Genomic DNA, 16,994 nt, shown 5'->3' with positions numbered 1-16,994 from the left:
TACTCGCAGAACTCGCTGATGCCCCCGTCGAAACGGAACGACTCCTCACCCTTGCTCCCGCCCTCGCCCAGGCCGTACTCGTCGCGGACGACGATGGTCAGGCCGGGCACCAGGAACGCGGTCTGACGGGCACGCTGGTGCAGCGTCTCCAGCGAGAGCTTCGCGTCCTTGAGGAAGATCTGCCGGTCGGCCCAGTACCGCACGCGCGTGCCGGTGCGGGTCTTGGGGATGCTGACGGTCCGGTGCAGTCCCTGGGCGGGGGTGAAGGGGGCGTCGGGTCCGGGGCCGGTGTAGGTGCCGGGTGTGCCGCGGCGGAAGCTGATGGCGTGGGTGCGGCCGTGGCGGTCGACCTCGATGTCCAGCCGGGCCGACAGCGCGTTCACCACGGAGGCGCCGACGCCGTGCAGGCCACCGGAGGCGGCGTAGGAGCCGCCGCCGAATTTTCCGCCGGCGTGGAGTTTGGTGTAGGCGATCTCGACTCCGGACAGGCCGGTGCGCGGTTCGGTGTCCACGGGGATGCCGCGGCCGTTGTCGGTGACCTCCACGGAGCCGTCGTCGTGGAGGATGACCTCGATGTGGTCGCAGGCGCCGGCCAGGGCCTCGTCCACGGCGTTGTCGATGATCTCCCACAGGCAGTGCATCAGACCGCGGCTGTCGCTGGATCCGATGTACATGCCCGGGCGCTTGCGCACGGCTTCGAGGCCCTCGAGCACCATCAGGTGCCGTGCGGTGTAGTCGGAGCCGTCCTGGGGGCGGCTGCCGACGGCCGGGGCGGGGATTGTACTCACGCAGTGCTCTCCTGAGTAACAGAGGGTAGCGGTGGGGCTTCGGGTCACGCGTCCGAGAGGGGCGGGGGCAGTGCCCGGGGTCAGATGTCGAGGAAGCGGACGTCCTTGGCGTTGCGCTGGATGAAGTGGCGGCGGGCTTCCACGTCCTCGCCCATCAGGACGGAGAAGAGGTCGTCGGCGAAGGCCGCGTCGTCGACGGTGACCTGGCCCAGGACCCGGTGGTCGGGGTCCATGGTGGTGACGCGCAGTTCCTCGGCGTTCATCTCGCCCAGACCCTTGAAGCGCTGGATGGAGTCGTCCCTGATCCGGCGGCCCTCCCGTCGGCCCCGCTCCAGGAGCGTGTTGCGTTCGCGGTCGGAGTGGGCGTATTCGACGTGGTCCCGACTCCACTTGATCTTGTACAGCGGCGGGCGGGAGAGGTGGACGTGCCCCTCCTCGACCAGTGGCCGCATGAAGCGGAACAGGAAGGTCAGCAGCAAGGTGCTGATGTGCTGGCCGTCGACGTCCGCGTCCGCCATCAGAATGATTTTGTGGTAGCGGAGCTTGGCGATGTCGAAGTCCTCGTGCACACCCGTGCCGAACGCGGAGATGAGCGCCTGGATCTCCTGGTTCTGCAGAATCTTGTCGATCCGTGCCTTCTCGACGTTCAGGATCTTGCCGCGGATCGGGAGGATCGCTTGGTACTGCGGGTTGCGGCCGGATTTGGCCGAGCCGCCGGCGGAGTCTCCTTCGACGATGAAGATCTCCGACATCGCCGGGTCGTTCGACTGGCAGTCGGACAGCTTGCCCGGCAATGCCGCCGTTTCCAGCAGGCCCTTACGGCGGGTCAGGTCCCGCGCCTTGCGGGCCGCGACCCGGGCCGTGGCGGCCTGGATGGCCTTGCGCACGATGTCCGCGGCCTCGTTCGGGTTTCGGTCGAACCAGTCGGTCAGATGCTCGTGGACGATCTTCTGAACAAAGGTGCGCACCTCGGTGTTGCCGAGTTTGGTCTTGGTCTGGCCCTCGAACTGCGGTTCACCGAGCTTGACCGAGATGATCGCGGTCAGGCCCTCGCGAATGTCCTCGCCGGAGAGGTTCGCGTCCTTCTCCCGCAGCAGCCTCTTCTCCCGCGCGTAGCGGTTGACCACGGTGGTCAGGGCCGTGCGGAAGCCCTCCTCGTGGGTGCCGCCCTCATGGGTGTGGATCGCGTTGGCGTAGGAGTACACGCTGTCGGTGTACTGGCCGTTCCACTGCAGGGCGATCTCGGCCGACAACAGCCGTTCCGTGTCCTCGGCGGCGATGGTGATGACTGAGGGATGGGCCGGCTCGCCCTTGCGGGCATTGAGGTGGGCGACGAAGTCGGTGATGCCGCCGTCGTAGCGGTAGGAGACCGTCTTCGCTGCCGGGTCCGAGCCGGCTTCGTCGGCCACGGCCGTCGCGCGCGCGGAGGACCGTTCATCGGTGAGGGTCAGGGTGAGCCCACGATTGAGGAAGGCCATTTCCTGGAAACGCCTGGCCAGCGTCTCGAAGGAGTATTCGGTTGTCTCGAAGATGTCGCCGTCCGCCCAGAACGTCAGCGAGGTGCCCGTCCGGGAGGTGGCCTCGTGGCGGGCCAGTGGGGCGGTGGGAGCGCCGTCCGTGTACTCCTGCGTCCACCGGTGGCCGTCGGTCCAGATCTCCGCCGACAGCCGGGTCGACAGGGCGTTGACCACCGACAGACCCACACCGTGCAGACCGCCGGAGACTGCGTACCCGCCGCCCCCGAACTTCCCGCCCGCGTGCAGCACGGTCAGCACCACCTCGACGGCCGGCCGCTTCTCCACCGGGTGCATCCCCACCGGGATGCCACGGCCGTTGTCGACCACCCGCACCCCGCCGTCGGCCAGGACCGTCACGTCGATCCGGTCGGCCACCCCCGCGAGTGCCTCGTCCACGGAGTTGTCCACGAGCTCCTGCACCAGGTGATGGAGCCCCCGCTCCCCCGTGGAACCGATGTACATCCCGGGCCGCTTGCGTACGGCGTCCAGGCCGTCCAGAACAGTGATCGCGCTGGCGTCGTACGACGCCGTCTCCACATGGCCGGGCTGCTGGGATCCGCGGGTGTCGGTGGCGGTGCGAGTGCCGGAGGTAGTCACAGACGCTCTCTTTCGACATAGCAGATCCCGCTCCCGCACCACGGTGCGCGAGCGGGCGGACAACTGGGGGGCACGGCACGGCAGCCCGACCAGGACCCCAAGGCGCACGAACCTCAGGACGTCGGCCGCCGGGGCGCTGCAGAGCGTACCGGAGTCGCCCCTTGCCGACGGGATGAGAGCACTCCTGTACGCCCCTGTGTGCCCCTGACGGCGCCCGATCCAATCCCCCCTGCCTTGATGCGCCAAAAATGCGACAGGGGCTCACCCAGGGAGCTTCTTGGTGCCTTGCCACGTAGCGCTCCGGGCACTATTTCAGGTGTCACCCTCCGCGGTCGCCCGTCGCGCTGCGTCAGGCCGCCGGCCCCGACCTGTCCCCGAACCCCGGTTGTCGAGGGGCGGGGTGGTGCCGGGTCGCCGGCTCGGCGCTCGAGCCGTGTGCCGGGGATGCCGAGGATGCGTGCCGCCTTCCGGACGCCCGTGTCGGCCGCCACCGTCCCCATGTACTCGGAGAGCAGCGGGGCCCCGGCGGGCCAGTTGACGGCCAGTCCGGGATCGAGCGGGTGTACACCATGCTCGGATGCCGGGTTGCAGGTCTGCGAAGACAGATGACACAGCGTGGCATCGTCCGAGATCACGCAGAAGCAGTGCCCGATGCCTTCCGAGAGGCAGACGGTACGACGGCTCTGACATCGTCGAGTCGGGTGCCGTCCCAGCGCCCCTACGTCGGCGAGCCGACCCGCAGGTCCACGGCCACATCGAACACCGCGCCGCGCACACGTCACCTACTTGGCCTGCCCCGGCGGCACATCGGCGACCTGGATGCCGCGCACCACGCCGCGCATCGGCCCGGGCCGGCCGCAGTGGGCGGCCGGCCTCTGCGGCGAACTCATCGACGCGGTACCGATACGAAGACCCCGCGCGGATCGGCGTGCTGCTCGGGGGTGATCTCCCAGGCACCCTCCATGCCGAGCGGGCGAAGTTTCACGCCGGCTTCATCTCCTTCGACTCCTGATCGGCGAGCAGGTCGAGGAGATACCGGCCGTAGCCGCTCTTGAGCAGCGGGCGGCTGAGTTCCCGCAACTGGTCGTTCCCGATGAGGCCGCAGCGCCAGGCGACCTCTTCCACGCAGCCGATCTTGAGGCCCTGCCGTTCTTCCACCACACGCACGTACTCCGATGCCTGGACCAAGGAGGTGAACGTTCCCGTGTCCAGCCAGGCGGTACCCCGCTCGAGCCTGGTGACCCGCAACTGGCCCCACTTCAGATAGGTTTCGTTGACGGCGGTGATCTCCAGTTCGCCACGCCCACTCGGCGTCAGGCCGCGAGCGACCTCCGACACCCGGTTGTCGTAGAAGTACAACCCCGGCACGGCGTACCGCGACTTGGGTCTGGCCGGCTTCTCCTCTATGGAGACGGCCGTACCGGCCTCGTCGAACTCCACTACCGCGTACGCCGTGGGGTCGGCTACGACGTAAGCGAAGATCTGTCCCCCGGCCGGGTCGCTGTACTGACGCAGCCGAGTCCCCAGGCCCCCGCCGTGGAAGATGTTGTCCCCGAGGACCAAGGCCACCGACTGGTCGCCGATGAACTCGGCACCCAGGACGAACGCCTGCGCGATACCCTGGGGCCGCTCTTGGACGGCGTACTCAAGACGCAGTCCCAGTTGTGAGCCGTCGCCGAGGAGATGACGGAACTGACGCTGGTCCTCGGGGCGCGTGATCACCAGTATCTCCCGTATGCCGGCCATCATCAGCGTGGTCAGCGGGTAGTAGATCATCGGCTTGTCGAAGACCGGTATCAACTGCTTGGAAACAGCCCGGGTGACCGGCCACAGCCTGGAGCCGGTACCGCCCGCAAGAAGGATTCCCCTCAACCAGCCACCCCATCAGCAACCTGACCACACCTGATCATCGTTGGTGCAGCCTTCGATGTCACCACGCCGACTCCGCCGATATCACGCGCGGTTCGGGTATGGGAACAATGAAACGGCCGCCCTTTTCCAGAAACGACTTCTCCTTGTTGATGATCTCCGGCGCGTAGTTCCAGGCCAACAGCAGGTAGTAGTCCGGCACGTGTTCGCTTGCTTGTTCCGGCGACCAGATCGGAACTCTGGAGCCCGGTAGGATCTTTCCCTGTTTCAGAGCTGTTGTGTCGCTGCAGAACCGGATCTCCTGATGCCCCAGCCCGCATGCGGCCAGCAGTGCGCTGCCTTTGGTTGGCGCGCCGTACCCAGCCACCGTCTTGCCCCCTGCCACCACGCTGCGCACCAGTTCCCGTATCTGTGCGCGCACCCGTTCCGTACGCTCGGCGAATTTCTGGTACGTACTCGCCTCTGCGATGCCCTGGCTTCGTTCTTCCGCGAGCATCTCGGCAACAGCGGGCCGCACCTCATAGCCGGCGGTGGCCGGGGCGGCGAAGACCACGATCGAGCCGCCGTGCACATCGGCTGTACGTACGTCCACGACGCGCAGCCCGTGCGACTCGAACAGCCTGCACAGCGCGCCGAGCGAAAAGTAGGAAAGGTGCTCGTGAAAGATGGTGTCGAACTGATTGTTCGCGAGCAGCTCCACCAGATAGGGAACTTCCACGAAGAACAGGCCATCAGGCGCCAGCAGGGCAGAGACTCCGTTGAGGACTTCGTGGATGTCGTGGATGTGGGCGAAACACTGGCGACCGAACACCAGTCGCGCCGGACCATGTCCGGTCGCGATCTCCTGGCCGACTTCGGTGGTGAAGCCGGCAGGTATCGTTTTGACGCCGCGGTCATTGGCGATGTCGGCGAGATTGCGTGCGGGATCGACGCCGACCACCCGCATGCCCGCCTGCTGGAACAGCTCCAGGTGAGCACCGGTGTTACTGCCGAACTCCACGACGAGATCAACGTCGGTCAGGTCGGCCCACTGGATACACAGTTCGACGAGCTGCCGCATGTGCTGGATGATCGAGCCTGCGTCCGAGGCGACGTAACGGTAGTGCCCGAAAAGGACATCCGGATCGATGACATGTCGCAGTGTCATCAGCCAGCAATTCTGACACACAGCGACATCCAGCGGGAACAGAGTCTCCTCGCTCGGGTCGTCTTCCGTGCCGAGCAGGTTTCCGGCCAATGGTGTAGATCCGAACGAGACCACATCAAGCCAATCGTTGTGCCCGCACACCCGGCACTCATTGACGGGACGCACGACGTCCTGCATCTCTTCCTCCCCCTCGCGGGCATGTCCGACGAGTTGTGGACACGGATCGAACCACTGTTACTGCCGGCGGCGGCTGCGGTCCTGGAACGGCACCGGTGGCCGGCAACGCCCGCACGAGCAAATGCTCGCCGAGCTCAACGGTGCCGTGGCGTTGGACTGGTCGAGGGCGGTGACGGACGGCTCTCGTATCCGGTCCGGGGCCGCCGGGGGCCACCCCGGCGGCGACCTGTGCGCCGCCGCACCGGTTCCGCCGTCCGCTCGTCCGCCGGGAGATCAGTGACGACGTCCACGAGGCGTCCCTCCGCCTGGCCGCGCCCTCATCTGCCGGCGTCGGTCGGTGAACCCGCCGCTTTGTCGGGATTTTTCAGCGGTTCCCACCAACCACGGTGAGTGCGGTACCACTCCACTGTCTCCGCCAGCCCGTCCTCGAACGCGACACGAGGCGAATATCCGAGTTCCGTATGGATCTTGGTGGTGTCCAGCGAATAGCGCAGATCATGTCCCAGCCTGTCCGGAACATGCCGCACCATGTCCCAGCCGGCCCCACAGGCATCGAGGATGCGTTCGGTCAGTTCGAGGTTGGTCAACTCGGTGCCACCGCCGATGTGGTAAACCTCCCCGGGCCGACCACCGAGGAGCACCAACTGGATGGCGCGACAGTGGTCCGACACGTGCAGCCACTGTCGGCGGTTGTGTCCGTCCCCGTACACCGGAACCTGCTGCCCGTCCAGGAGATTGGTCGTGAACAGCGGGATCAGTTTTTCCGGATACTGGTACGGCCCATAGTTGTTGGTGCATCTAGTGACCACGACGTCGAGCTTCCGGGTCCGGTGCCAGGCCAGCGCCAGCAGGTCTCCCGCCGCCTTGGCTGCCGCGTACGGTGCGTTCGGGGCCACCGGGGACGCCTCGGTCCAGGCGCCCTCGGAAATCGATCCGTACACCTCGTCGGTCGAGATGTGAACGAACCGTCCCAGTCGGTGACGGGAGGCCGCTTCCAGCAGTACCTGCGTACCCAGTGCGTTCGTACAGACAAACGAAGCGGCACCTTCGATCGAGCGATCCACATGTGTCTCGGCAGCGAAGTGCACGATCGCGTCGTGTCCGGCGACCACATCGTCCACCAGATCGCCATCACAGATGTCGCCTTGCACGAACCGGTAATTCTGCAGGTCCGCGATCGGTGCCAGGTTGAGCTCGTTGCCAGAATACGTCAATTTATCCAGAACGGTGATGTGGGTTCCCGATGAGCTCGGCAGAACACCACGCAAGGTAGCCCGGACGAACTCCGAGCCAATGAAGCCGGCACCGCCCGTCACCAGAAGTCGCATACGCGGAACCTCCTTTCTTTTACTCGAGGAGGATTACCATTCATCATCAGCCAGAAGGGAAAAGGACTGCTCCAGAGCGGCAGCCCAGTGCCGAATCGGCGTCAGCCCCGCCTCGCGCCAGGCGGCATGCCCCAACACCGTGTACCGGGGCCGCAGTTCGCCGCCGGCGACCTGATCACTGCGCACCGGGCAGATGCGTCCGGGATCCGCACCGAGCAACCGGAAGATCATCCGGGCGACGTCGTACCACGTGGTCTCGCCTGAGCTTGTCCCGTGGAACACGCCGGACGCACCGCACCGAACGAGTGCCACGATCTGTTGTGCCAGATCGACAGTCCACGTCGGCTGGCCCCACTGATCGTTCACCACGTCCACCGTCTTGCGCGTCCGCTCCAGCCGCACGATCTTGCGAATGAAGTTCGTGCCATGTCGACCGTACAGCCAGGCGGTTCTCACGATCGTCCCGTCGTCCGGCAGCAACTCGAGCACAGCCTGCTCACCGGCCAGCTTTGTCCGGCCGTACGCGTTGATCGGACTGGTGATCGCGTTTTCGGCATAGGGCCGGCAACTCGCGCCGTCGAAAACGTAATCCGTGGAGAGATGGACCAACCGTATCGATCGATCGCTGCATATCGTAGCCAGCTCTCTGACCCCTCTTCCGTTGATAAGAAGGGCCTCCGCTTCACTGGCCTCCGCGTCATGAAATCGCGTCCATGCAGCGCAATTGACGATCGTCGTCGGTTGATACCTGGAGACAGCGGCTCGGACCGAAAAGCGGTCGGTGATGTCGAGATCCTGCCGAGTGGCAGCCATCACTGGTTCGTTCAACGCCTCCAAAACCCCCACAAAATCCCTCCCGAGCATTCCTCCCGCACCAGTAACTAACCACCGATTCACCATGTGAGCTTCCAGCGCCGCCGCCATATTTGTCAAGGCGAATAAGTCGGTTGATGTTTATTGAGTGGTCGTGGGCCGCCAGCGGACTGGTTGATCCGGACAGCTTGAGGAAGTCTCGGTACCCCAGGACGACGTGCGATTCTCTGCGTCAAGATCAAGTGGGTAAGATCAGGTTCTGAAACGGGGCCGCAGGTCGGCTCGGCGGCCGGGAACGCACTCCCCCTGCCGGGTGAGCTCCCGACCGAGGATTTTAGTGCCCCCGAAACTCGGCCGCCAGTTTGACCTGCTGGTTCAGCCTGATGTCTGGTACTCATCACGTCGGTGCATTCGGCGCGCGCGGTGCGAACGGACCGTTCTGCGACGGCGTTCATTCGTGGTGCCCGCGGCCGGCGCCAGAAACACCGTTCCCGGGATGGACCCGGCGTGGCGGGCCGGGCACACCGGTCGTCAGACAGTCCCGGCCTGGGCGACGGTGAGCAAGTTGAGCACCACGGCACGGCGTACGGGATCGGGTAGCGCGAGTGCGGTGGGCACGAGGACGGGTGGGTCGGGCGGGACGAGGGCGACAGCGGCGGGAACGTGGTGGACGAGGTCTGCGGCGAGTACGGCCCAGCAGTCTCCGGCGGAAACGGGCCCGGTCAGGAGGTCTTGGGCTCGGGTGAGGGTGGGGCCCTTGCGGGGGGTGAACCCGGCCGCTTGACAGGCAGCGGTGATCAGGTCGTCGGTACCGGGGCTTTCCGCGCGAGCGTATCGGGCCAGCGGGAGTTCAGCGAGGGTGGTGAGGTCGCCGGCGGAGCCGGCGCGTGCAGCGGGGACGGCCAGGAGCAGCGGCTCGTCCCAGAGGTGATGAACCCGCACGCCCGGGGTGGCCTGAGGTGCGGCCACGAAGGCGGCGTCGAGATCGTGGTCGGCGATGGCGGCGAGATGACCGGTAGTCGAGGCAGAGGTCGTCACCTGGAGCGTGATGCCGGGGCACGCGCCGCGGACGACCGCGAGTGCGGCTTCGACGCGGGGGCCGAGTCCAATGCTGCTACCGATGCGCAGCAAGCCGGTGTTTCCGGCGGCCAGGTCCGCGGCCGCGGCGGCCGCGCGGTCGATGCCGCGTAGGGCGCGGCGTGCGTGGGCCAGGAAGGCCTGCCCGTCCGGGGTGAGTCGGACCCGGCGGTGGGACCGGTCGAACAAGGTGAGTCCGAGTTCGCGTTCCAGCCGCGCGACCTGCTTGCTCACCGCGGCTTGGACGATGTGCAGGGTCTCGGCCGCCCGGCCGAAGTGTTCACACTCGGCGACGGCGACGAAGTAGCGCAACTGCCGAACCTCCATCATGACCGCCCTCGGCACCTCGATCGATTCCTTTTGGTGATTGTTCCATGACCAGGTTGGTCATTGATCGGCTTCGGTGGGACCGGCTGGACTGAAGTCAGCGAGTAGACGTCATCAGCCAAGACGGAAGGGCCGGTATGAGAGAGACCGACGTGGCCGAACCGATGCAGGCAGGGCGCTGGGCAGCGTACTCGGTGTGCCTGCTGGCGGGCTTCGTGACGCTGCTGGACGTGAGCGTCATCAACGTCGCGGTCCCCTCGATGCAGGCCGGGCTGCACTTGTCGGCCGGGCAGGTGTTGTGGGCGGCGTTCGGCTACACCCTGACCTTCGGGGTGGTGCTGGTGCCGGCCGGGGCGCTGGGCGATCAGCTCGGCAGGCGGCGCACGCTGCTGGCCGGGCTGGCCTTCTTCGCGTTCGGCAGCCTGGCCTGTGGGCTGGCGGCCTCCGGGTCGTGGCTCGTGGCCGCCCGGCTGGTGCAGGGCCTCGCCGCAGGGGTCGTGACGCCGCAGGTGGTCGGGCTGATGCAGCAGCTGTTCGCACGGGGCCCGGAACTGGGCAAGGCAGGCGGGGCGTACAGCGGGATGATCGCCGCGACCACGGCCATCGGGCCGCTGGTCGGCGGTCTGCTGATCCAGGCCGCCGGCCCTGCCAGCGGATGGCGGTGGGTGTTCTTGGTGAACGTGCCCATCGCGGCGCTGTCGCTCCCCTTGGGCCTGCGGTGGCTCCCCCGCGATCGGCAGCAGGTACGAGGAGTCCGACTCGACCTGCTCGGGATAGTACTGCTCGGATCCGGTGTCGCCGCGCTGATCCTGCCGCTGATCGAGGCTGAGCAGCGACGGCCGTCGGTGCCCTGGTACCTGCTGGGGGTGTCGGCCCTGCTGCTGGCGTGTTTCATCGCCTGGGAGCAGCACTGCACGCGCTCCGGCCGAGCACGGCTGGTCAACCTCGCGATGCTGCGCCAGCGCGACTATGCGATAAGCGCGTTCGTCGGCCTGGGGTATTTCGTCGGCTTTGTCGGCATCCCGTTCGTGGTGTCGCTGTACTTCCAACAGGGGCTGGGTTACTCGGCACTGGCCGCCGGCGCCGTCGGAACCCCCACTGCGATCGGCGCGGCGATCAGCGCCCCGCTGGCCGGCCGCGTGGTCCACCGGGTCGGACGCCGGTTGGTCGTCATCGGACTGGCCGCCGTCGCGCTGGGATCCGCCGGGCTGGTCGCCCTGATCGGCCACCGCGCGGGCGGCCTTGTGTGGCTGCTCGTGGCCGGACCGCTGCTGCTCGCCGGCGTGGGCAGCGGGCTGGTGATCGGACCGAACCTGACGCTGGCCCTGCAAACGGTGCCCCTGACCGAGGGAAGTGCCGCCGGCGCCGTCCTGCAGACCGGGCAGCGCATCGGATCGACGATCGGGGTAGCTGTCATCGGAGCGCTGTACTTCGGCTCCCTGACCGCCCACCGCGGCGACCGTCTGCGCGCCGCCACCGACGGGCTCCTCGGCTCCACCGTGGCGATCACGATCACCCTGCTGATCACCGTCATCGCCCTGCTGGCCACGCGGGATCGGCGACCGTCCCGGCAGCCCGGCACCCCAGCCACCGACGGCGGCCGGCCCGGCTGAACCCAGGTCCGGCCCCGTTCGGCGGGACGCCATCCCCGGTGGCGCCGTCGGCGCTATCCGGGGATGAGCCAGTCCCGGCCGAGATCGGCGATGTCCGAGCAGCCCATGAGCGCCAGGGTCCGGTCGATTTCCTCGCGCAGGATGGTGAGCACGTGTTCGACGCCGGACTCGCCCCCCACGGCGAGTCCGTAGAGCGCCGGGCGACCGATCAGGCAGCCATCCGCACCGAGGCACAGCGCCTTCACCACGTCGGTGCCTCTGCGGATCCCGCCGTCGACGAGCACCGTGGCCCGGTGGGCCAGCCGGTCGGCGATCGCGGGCAGCGCGTCCAGTGCGGCCGGGGCGCCGTCCAGCTGCCGGCCGCCGTGATTGGACACGATTATCCCGTCCGCACCGAGCGAAACAGCGCGCTCTGCGTCATCTGCGTCCAGGATTCCCTTGACGTAACAAAGTCCCTGCCACCGCGCGCGGACCCTGGCGAAGTCATCCCAGTCGAGTTCGCCGGCCATCATCCGTTCCCGGCGCACCTTGGCCGCGAGCGCACCGGCGCTCACTCCGCTCATCCCGACCAGGTTGCCCGTGAACACCCTTTGGCTGCGCACGACTTGGTACGCCCATCGAGGGTGCAGCGCGGCGTCCCACACGTGCCTGGGGGTGAGTACGGGCGGGATGCTCATGCCCTGCAGCCGTTCCGGTTCGCGGTTTCCGAACACCGGCGTGTCGACCGTGACCACCAGCGTGGGGCAATCGGCTCGTCGGCCGCGCTCGAGCAGCCAGTCCATGAGTTCTCGATCGCGCCACGGATAGACCTGGAGCCAGTGTCCGACCGGGCTCGCCTCGGCGACCTCTTCGACAGAGTAGGACGCCGCCGTGCTCAACACGATCCTGGTGCCGGCTGCGGCCGCACCGCACGCGGTGGCCAACTCGCCGCGCCAGTGCACCAGTCCGTTGATCCCGGTCGGCGCGATCATTACCGGGATCGCCAGCTCGGTGTTTCCGAACCGGGCAGTCATCTTCCTCCCAGCGGAACTGCGCAGCACTCGTTGACGCAGGGACCAACGGGCGAACGCAGACCGGTTGGCCGCCAACGTGACGGAATCGTCCGCGCCGTTCTCCACGTACGCCCACACCAGGTCAGGCAGGACCCGCCGGGCGGCCGTTCGGTACCCGGCAATGCTGATCGGCCGTTTCTGCTTCGGCAGAGCGAACCTGATGGCACCCACTGACACCCCCGAGGAATCCACCGGTCAAAAAGGGAATCAACTCACTCGTTCGCCGTCAGTGAGTGGGCAGTTCGGTCAAATCGGGTGCCGGCCGCCGTGTCGGGACCACCGTGTTGAGCAGGAACAGTTCGCAGTCGGCGGCGGCTGTTCGCAGCGCCGCGTTGGCCGCGCGGATGCCTTCCACCTCATGCTGGTCGAACAGCAGTGCCAGCGTAGTCCCGCTGTGTGCGACCGAAACTCCGTAACTGCCACAGGCCTCCGCCACTTCCCTGGCAACCTCGAAGTTCCGCTTGTACACCCGCCGCTGGTTGACCTCGGCGCTGATCGTCGCGGCCCGGCCGATCAACGCGAGATCACCCAGCCGGAATCCCCGGTCCGCCAAGTCGAACGCCAAGGCCAGCCGCTCGCTCTCGGCCTGCGTACAGGGCAGCCGCCGCATGGTCACGGTGTCCACCGACCCCCCCTCGTCCAGCACCAACGCGGCCATCGGCGGCGGGTCGTCGTAGCGCAACAGCACCTCGCCGCGCATGAAGTCGAACAGTGTGGGGACCGGATGGCACACGGCATCGGACGGCTCCAGCTCGCAGCACAGCCGCATGATGTCGTCGTCAGCGAGTGGCACGCCGAGCCACCGCGCCATCGCCCGGCACAGTGCCGTCAGGTCCGCGGAGCTGCTCGCGTGTCCGCGGCCCTCCGGGATCATCGAGCTGACCAGCACGTCCAGCCCGACATCGGCGGAACTGGCCCCGACCAACCGGTCGAGCAGCAGATCGCACATCCGGCGGACCTTGACCTTCGACCGTGGCCACACCCGGACGCCGGGCAAGTAGGAGCCACGCACGACCACGTCGCTGTACCAGTCGACGGGAAAGGTCACCATCAGCTCGCGGCCCTCGACCGTGCCTTGGACGAGCTCGCCGCAGGTACCGACGGCTCGTCCACGTCCGCTCTCAACAGGTTGCATTGACCATCCAGTTCTCGACGGCCACCGGCCGTTCACACGACGGGCGGTTCGGCCCTGGCCCGCAAGCCTCGGCAGTGCGTGCGGAACCGAGCCGCGTATCCGGCCAGGCGGCCCTCGAGCCGGCCGGGGACGTTCTGCCCGTCCGGCGCAACCGTCAGGCGCAACAGATGCGGTCGGGTGAGCTCACCGGCGAGGAGGCCGGCCACCACGGAGCCGACGCCATCGCCCGGTGGTGGGGACAACACCAGATAGCCGAGCGAGGCCGCCCAGGACTCGATGTTCCCGACCGGCGGGGTGGGCTGGGCGCCGGTGGAACTGTACGCGCGGTCGTCCAACACGATGTGGATCAGCGGCAACTCGGTGAACTCTGCGGCCAGTAACAGCGCGCCGGGATTCATCGCCAACGCGCCGTCCCCGTCGACGACGATCACCGGTTGGGACAGCCCGGCCGCGACGCCCACGGCGACACAGCCGGCCAGCCCCATGGAGCCGACCATGTAAAAGTGCCCGGGCTTGTCCTGGATGTCGTTGGCGATACGGCAGGCATAGCCGGTCGTGAACACGATCGGCGTGTCCCCGGACGCGCCGATGATCTCGGCGATGGCTGCCACCTTGGTCTGCGGCGAGTGCGTCATCGTGCGGATCGTCACGGGCGCCAGCCGAAAAGTCCAGGGGCGATGAGCAGGAACCGCGGTTCGTCCGCCTTGCTGGCGAGCCAGTCGGCTGTGGCCTCGGTCAGGTCGGCGCCGTCGGCGAGCCAGCGGACGTCCGCATGCAGAGCGGCCAGGATCGCCGGAGTGAGCGTGCCCATGGCGCTGTTCTCCTCAGTGTTGTCCGGGGCCATGCCCCGGACACTGATGACCGTGACCACGTCGAGCCGGCAGGGCATGATCAACGACGCGAAGGCGTTGACCGACTGGCCGAACCCGGAGTTCTGCATCAAGACCACCGGCTGCCGGCCGGCCAGTGCCGCGCCGGCCGCGACCCCGACCGCGGAGTCCTCCCGCGCGATGGTCCGGATCCCGCACGCGGCGTCGAGCTCGCGGTACAGCTGGGCGAGCACGCCGCACGGGGTGCCGAGGAACGGTCCAGACCGGCCGGCCGCCAGGGTGCGCGCGAGCCGGCCGGCCACGTCCTCAGCGGGCTTGACAACCGGTGTACTCATCAACCGCCCTCGCCGTTCGCCTGAATCGCACCGCTGATGAGCGCGCGCACCTCGTGAGGGGTGTTCACCTCGATCAGCCGACTCCGGTCGATCTGGTCGAACTCACCTTCGGAATACGCGCCCGAGCCATGGATGACCACGTCGGCACCGGCGGGGATCAGATCACGGTCGATCGCGTTGAGGCAGCCGACGGCGGACATCACCATGGCCCACTCGCGCAGCCGGCGGGGATCCTCTGGCAGCCGGTGGAAACCGGCGCCGCGCAACAGATCCCGGACGAAGGCGTATCGGTTGAGGCACTCCGGCAGGGAAACCACGATCCCATTGCCACCGTGGCCGGCCACCAGTCGGCGGACCGCTTTCGTCGTCGGCGGGTTGCGCGTGTAGAAGGTACGTTCCAGGCGCTCGCCGGTTGAATAGCAGTACTCGGGTAACCGGGGATCGGCGTCCGCGGGCCTGGTCAGCAGGCCGTCACCGGTGGCCCGGTAAAGATCCCGGACCACGGTCTCGATATCGATGCCGGTAACCGCGCTGACAAGATCGGGCGTCTCCAAGTGCTGCACCAGCAAGTAGCGCTGCGGCACGTCGAACCGGACACCGTCCTCGGCCGCCATCTGCCGGCCCAGGTCGTGTCCGAGGAAACCGTAGGCGCTGGAGACGGCATGGGTGTGCCACCGCTCGCCGACAGGCGGGAAGCACTCATACTCGAACAGTGTCCGAATGAAGTCGGCCACCATGTAGTTCTTCGGGTTCAGCGTGTACCAGACTCGGAATCCACCCAGGACAGGATCGTTGGCGGCCAGATCATCGACGGCGGCCGTCGTGATCTTCTTGACGTGCTCACGCTCGGGGCCGGAGTAGACGCCCATCGGGTTGGCCGCGTGCAGCGCCGGATCGGCATCGAGGTCGGAGGCCCACAGCTTGGGCAGTGAACTGGCCGGCACCACGGTGACCACGCGCAGCCTGCTCGGGTCCGACAGACCGACCTGGTAGGCACGTAGCACCGCGTTGCGCAGCGCCACCGCCTTGTTGGCCGCCGACGGAGTCACCAGCAGCACGGGCTCGCCGGTCAGCTCGGTATGCCGCACCGCACGGGCCACGATCACTGAGGAGCCGAACGTTTTCGTGGTGTGTGTGCCCGGGTTCTCGGTCAGGTCGAGGAAGTGGAGCCGGCGTCCCTGGTAGTCGCCAAGTTCGCCGGCGGAAATTCCGCTGACCGAAAAGAACTCGTCCAGCTCGGGGCCGAGTTTGGGAATTTGCCAGCTCGGTTCGAACCAGGAATCGGTACTGGCCCAGGTGCTATCGATCCGCTCACTGGCCACGAGTAGATGCCGATAGTAGAAGCTGAGAGAGTTAGGGACTCGATGCAATACTCCCGCGACTGAAGAGCCCTGCACGGACCAACTTTCTGAGTGAGTACACATTACGGGTCACCGCATTCTGATCCGGGTCCGCGATTAGTGTTCTGCGCCCTCCGCCCGGGTGGTCCACATACCCGAGGCGCCGATTCGCCGTGGGACTACTTGGTGCGCTGCCAGTAGACACCGTCGCGGTCGATCCTGATCAGTTCGTCGGCGATGTCGAACTGCGCACGGTATTCGTCCACCGCTTCTTTGCACGGCGGGCACATCAGGTAGTCGTCCACGATGACGTAGCCACCGACGGACACCTTCGGGTAGAGGTTGGTCAGGGTATCCCAGGTGGATTCATACAGGTCCCCGTCCATCCGCAGCACGGCGAGCGCGTCGATCGGCGCGGCGGGCAGCGTGTCCTTGAACCAGCCGGGGAGGAACCGGACCTGCTCGTCGAGCAGGTCGTAGTTGCGGAAGTTGCGCCGGACCTCGTCCTCGGACACCGCCAGCACCGAGTTTCGCCGATGCAGCGCCATCTTCCGGTCGCCGGCATGGCCGTCCTCGCCGACGTCAGGAATGCCCTGGAAGGAGTCGGCTACCCACACAGTCCGGTCGCGCACGTCGTGGGCGCGCAGAATTCCCCGCATGAAGATGCACGCGCCCCCACGCCACACCCCAGTTTCCATGAGGTCACCGGGGACGCTGTTGGCAATAACATCCTCGACACATTGCCGAATGTTATCGAGGCGTTTGATTCCGATCATCGTGTGTGCGTTCGCCGGCCAGTCGCGTCCCTCGTTGCGGACCTCTTCCCGGTACGTTGAATCGCGATGGGAGAAGTTTTCTCGGTGCGCGGGATCCTCATATACCGTCCCGGCTAACACCTTGATCATGAGGTCCAGGTACAGCGATGCGTCACTGCCTGTTCCTTGCGTGGTTTCTTCGGACTGAGATTGGAGTATGTGTGCCACCCTGACTACGATAGGTGCCACCACCAGCCGGGTCCAGATGCCTCGGCTCGGAAGTTTCCTCCTACC

General features: G+C 67.0%; 15 protein-coding genes and 1 pseudogene. 2 read left to right on the top strand and 14 right to left on the bottom strand.

Annotated features, from left to right (window positions below; genetic code table 11):
* The 5 genes from ABZX30_RS19530 to ABZX30_RS19510 all read right to left on the bottom strand — a co-directional run.
* A partial coding sequence (locus tag ABZX30_RS19530; protein WP_355934973.1) for an ATP-binding protein occupies positions 1-788 on the bottom strand: 788 nt, incomplete at its 3' end.
* 80 nt (positions 789-868) lie between these two features.
* Complete coding sequence (gene gyrB, locus ABZX30_RS19525; RefSeq protein ID WP_355934972.1) at positions 869-2,902, bottom strand: novobiocin-resistant DNA topoisomerase (ATP-hydrolyzing) subunit B; 2,034 nt, start codon at positions 2,900-2,902, stop codon at positions 869-871.
* Positions 2,903-3,015: 113 nt separating this feature from the next.
* Positions 3,016-3,684: a dTDP-4-dehydrorhamnose 3,5-epimerase family protein gene (locus ABZX30_RS19520; RefSeq protein WP_355934971.1), complete on the bottom strand. Its 669-nt coding sequence runs from the start codon at positions 3,682-3,684 to the stop codon at positions 3,016-3,018.
* Positions 3,685-3,883: 199 nt separating this feature from the next.
* On the bottom strand, positions 3,884-4,774 hold the full coding sequence (rfbA, locus tag ABZX30_RS19515) for a glucose-1-phosphate thymidylyltransferase RfbA (RefSeq protein WP_355934970.1): 891 nt from the start codon (positions 4,772-4,774) through the stop codon (positions 3,884-3,886).
* A gap of 58 nt (positions 4,775-4,832) precedes the next feature.
* Positions 4,833-6,095 (bottom strand): class I SAM-dependent methyltransferase, encoded by a 1,263-nt coding sequence (locus ABZX30_RS19510; protein WP_355934969.1) that lies wholly within the window; start codon positions 6,093-6,095, stop codon positions 4,833-4,835.
* 61 nt (positions 6,096-6,156) lie between these two features.
* Here ABZX30_RS19510 and ABZX30_RS19505 point away from each other — a divergent pair.
* Positions 6,157-6,273 (top strand): annotated as a pseudogene (locus tag ABZX30_RS19505) (IS5/IS1182 family transposase); the annotation flags it as partial.
* A 139-nt stretch (positions 6,274-6,412) separates the two neighbouring features.
* Here ABZX30_RS19505 and rfbB read toward each other — a convergent pair.
* The 3 genes from rfbB to ABZX30_RS19490 all read right to left on the bottom strand — a co-directional run bounded on the left by rfbB (position 6,413) and on the right by ABZX30_RS19490 (position 9,658).
* Entirely contained in the window at positions 6,413-7,423 is a 1,011-nt protein-coding gene (gene rfbB, locus ABZX30_RS19500; protein ID WP_355934967.1) for a dTDP-glucose 4,6-dehydratase, read from the bottom strand.
* Positions 7,424-7,456: 33 nt separating this feature from the next.
* The gene (rfbD, locus tag ABZX30_RS19495) at positions 7,457-8,347 is read right to left on the bottom strand and encodes a dTDP-4-dehydrorhamnose reductase (protein WP_355934965.1); all 891 of its coding nucleotides are present in this window, start codon (positions 8,345-8,347) and stop codon (positions 7,457-7,459) included.
* Between the two features lie 420 nt (positions 8,348-8,767).
* A complete protein-coding gene (locus tag ABZX30_RS19490) occupies positions 8,768-9,658 on the bottom strand; it encodes a LysR family transcriptional regulator (RefSeq protein WP_355934963.1) in 891 nt (296 codons plus the stop codon).
* A 119-nt stretch (positions 9,659-9,777) separates the two neighbouring features.
* On the opposite strand from ABZX30_RS19490, the gene ABZX30_RS19485 reads away from it, so the two are divergent.
* The gene (locus ABZX30_RS19485) at positions 9,778-11,253 is read left to right on the top strand and encodes an MFS transporter (RefSeq protein WP_355934962.1); all 1,476 of its coding nucleotides are present in this window, start codon (positions 9,778-9,780) and stop codon (positions 11,251-11,253) included.
* A gap of 53 nt (positions 11,254-11,306) precedes the next feature.
* Here the strand turns inward: ABZX30_RS19485 and ABZX30_RS19480 are convergent, their stop codons facing one another.
* The 6 genes from ABZX30_RS19480 to ABZX30_RS19455 form a co-directional block, all read right to left on the bottom strand.
* Positions 11,307-12,476: an alpha-hydroxy acid oxidase gene (locus ABZX30_RS19480; protein WP_355934960.1), complete on the bottom strand. Its 1,170-nt coding sequence runs from the start codon at positions 12,474-12,476 to the stop codon at positions 11,307-11,309.
* Positions 12,477-12,531: 55 nt separating this feature from the next.
* Positions 12,532-13,356 carry a hypothetical protein gene (locus ABZX30_RS19475; protein ID WP_355934958.1) on the bottom strand — a complete coding sequence of 275 codons (825 nt, stop codon included), beginning with the start codon at positions 13,354-13,356 and terminating at the stop codon, positions 12,532-12,534.
* Between the two features lie 116 nt (positions 13,357-13,472).
* A complete protein-coding gene (locus tag ABZX30_RS19470; RefSeq protein ID WP_355934957.1) occupies positions 13,473-14,090 on the bottom strand; it encodes a thiamine pyrophosphate-dependent enzyme in 618 nt (205 codons plus the stop codon).
* The gene (locus tag ABZX30_RS19465) at positions 14,087-14,605 is read right to left on the bottom strand and encodes a hypothetical protein (protein WP_355934955.1); all 519 of its coding nucleotides are present in this window, start codon (positions 14,603-14,605) and stop codon (positions 14,087-14,089) included. Before ABZX30_RS19465 ends, ABZX30_RS19470 begins: the two co-directional genes overlap by 4 nt.
* On the bottom strand, positions 14,605-16,029 hold the full coding sequence (locus ABZX30_RS19460) for a DUF6002 family protein (RefSeq protein ID WP_355934954.1): 1,425 nt from the start codon (positions 16,027-16,029) through the stop codon (positions 14,605-14,607). The genes ABZX30_RS19465 and ABZX30_RS19460 overlap by 1 nt, the downstream gene beginning before the upstream one ends.
* A 95-nt stretch (positions 16,030-16,124) precedes the next feature.
* Positions 16,125-16,919, bottom strand: coding sequence for a TylF/MycF family methyltransferase (locus ABZX30_RS19455; protein ID WP_355934979.1), 795 nt, complete (start codon positions 16,917-16,919; stop codon positions 16,125-16,127).
* Positions 16,920-16,994: the final 75 nt, after the last annotated feature.

Origin of the sequence: Streptomyces sp. NPDC004542, assembly GCF_040610035.1 — a bacterium.
GTDB lineage: Bacteria > Actinomycetota > Actinomycetes > Streptomycetales > Streptomycetaceae > Streptomyces.
The sequence above is the reverse complement of the archived record's forward strand: the minus strand, read 5'-3'. Positions and strand labels throughout refer to the sequence as shown.

Coding starts and splice junctions, on each gene's coding strand:
- ABZX30_RS19475 (WP_355934958.1), bottom strand. CDS start 13,356: ATGGTGACCTTTCCCGTCGACTGGTACAGCGACGTGGTCGTGCGTGGC.
- ABZX30_RS19460 (WP_355934954.1), bottom strand. CDS start 16,029: ATGTGTACTCACTCAGAAAGTTGGTCCGTGCAGGGCTCTTCAGTCGCG.
- rfbD (WP_355934965.1), bottom strand. CDS start 8,347: ATGGCGGCGGCGCTGGAAGCTCACATGGTGAATCGGTGGTTAGTTACT.
- ABZX30_RS19465 (WP_355934955.1), bottom strand. CDS start 14,605: ATGAGTACACCGGTTGTCAAGCCCGCTGAGGACGTGGCCGGCCGGCTC.
- ABZX30_RS19510 (WP_355934969.1), bottom strand. CDS start 6,095: ATGCAGGACGTCGTGCGTCCCGTCAATGAGTGCCGGGTGTGCGGGCAC.
- rfbB (WP_355934967.1), bottom strand. CDS start 7,423: ATGCGACTTCTGGTGACGGGCGGTGCCGGCTTCATTGGCTCGGAGTTC.
- ABZX30_RS19485 (WP_355934962.1), top strand. CDS start 9,778: ATGAGAGAGACCGACGTGGCCGAACCGATGCAGGCAGGGCGCTGGGCA.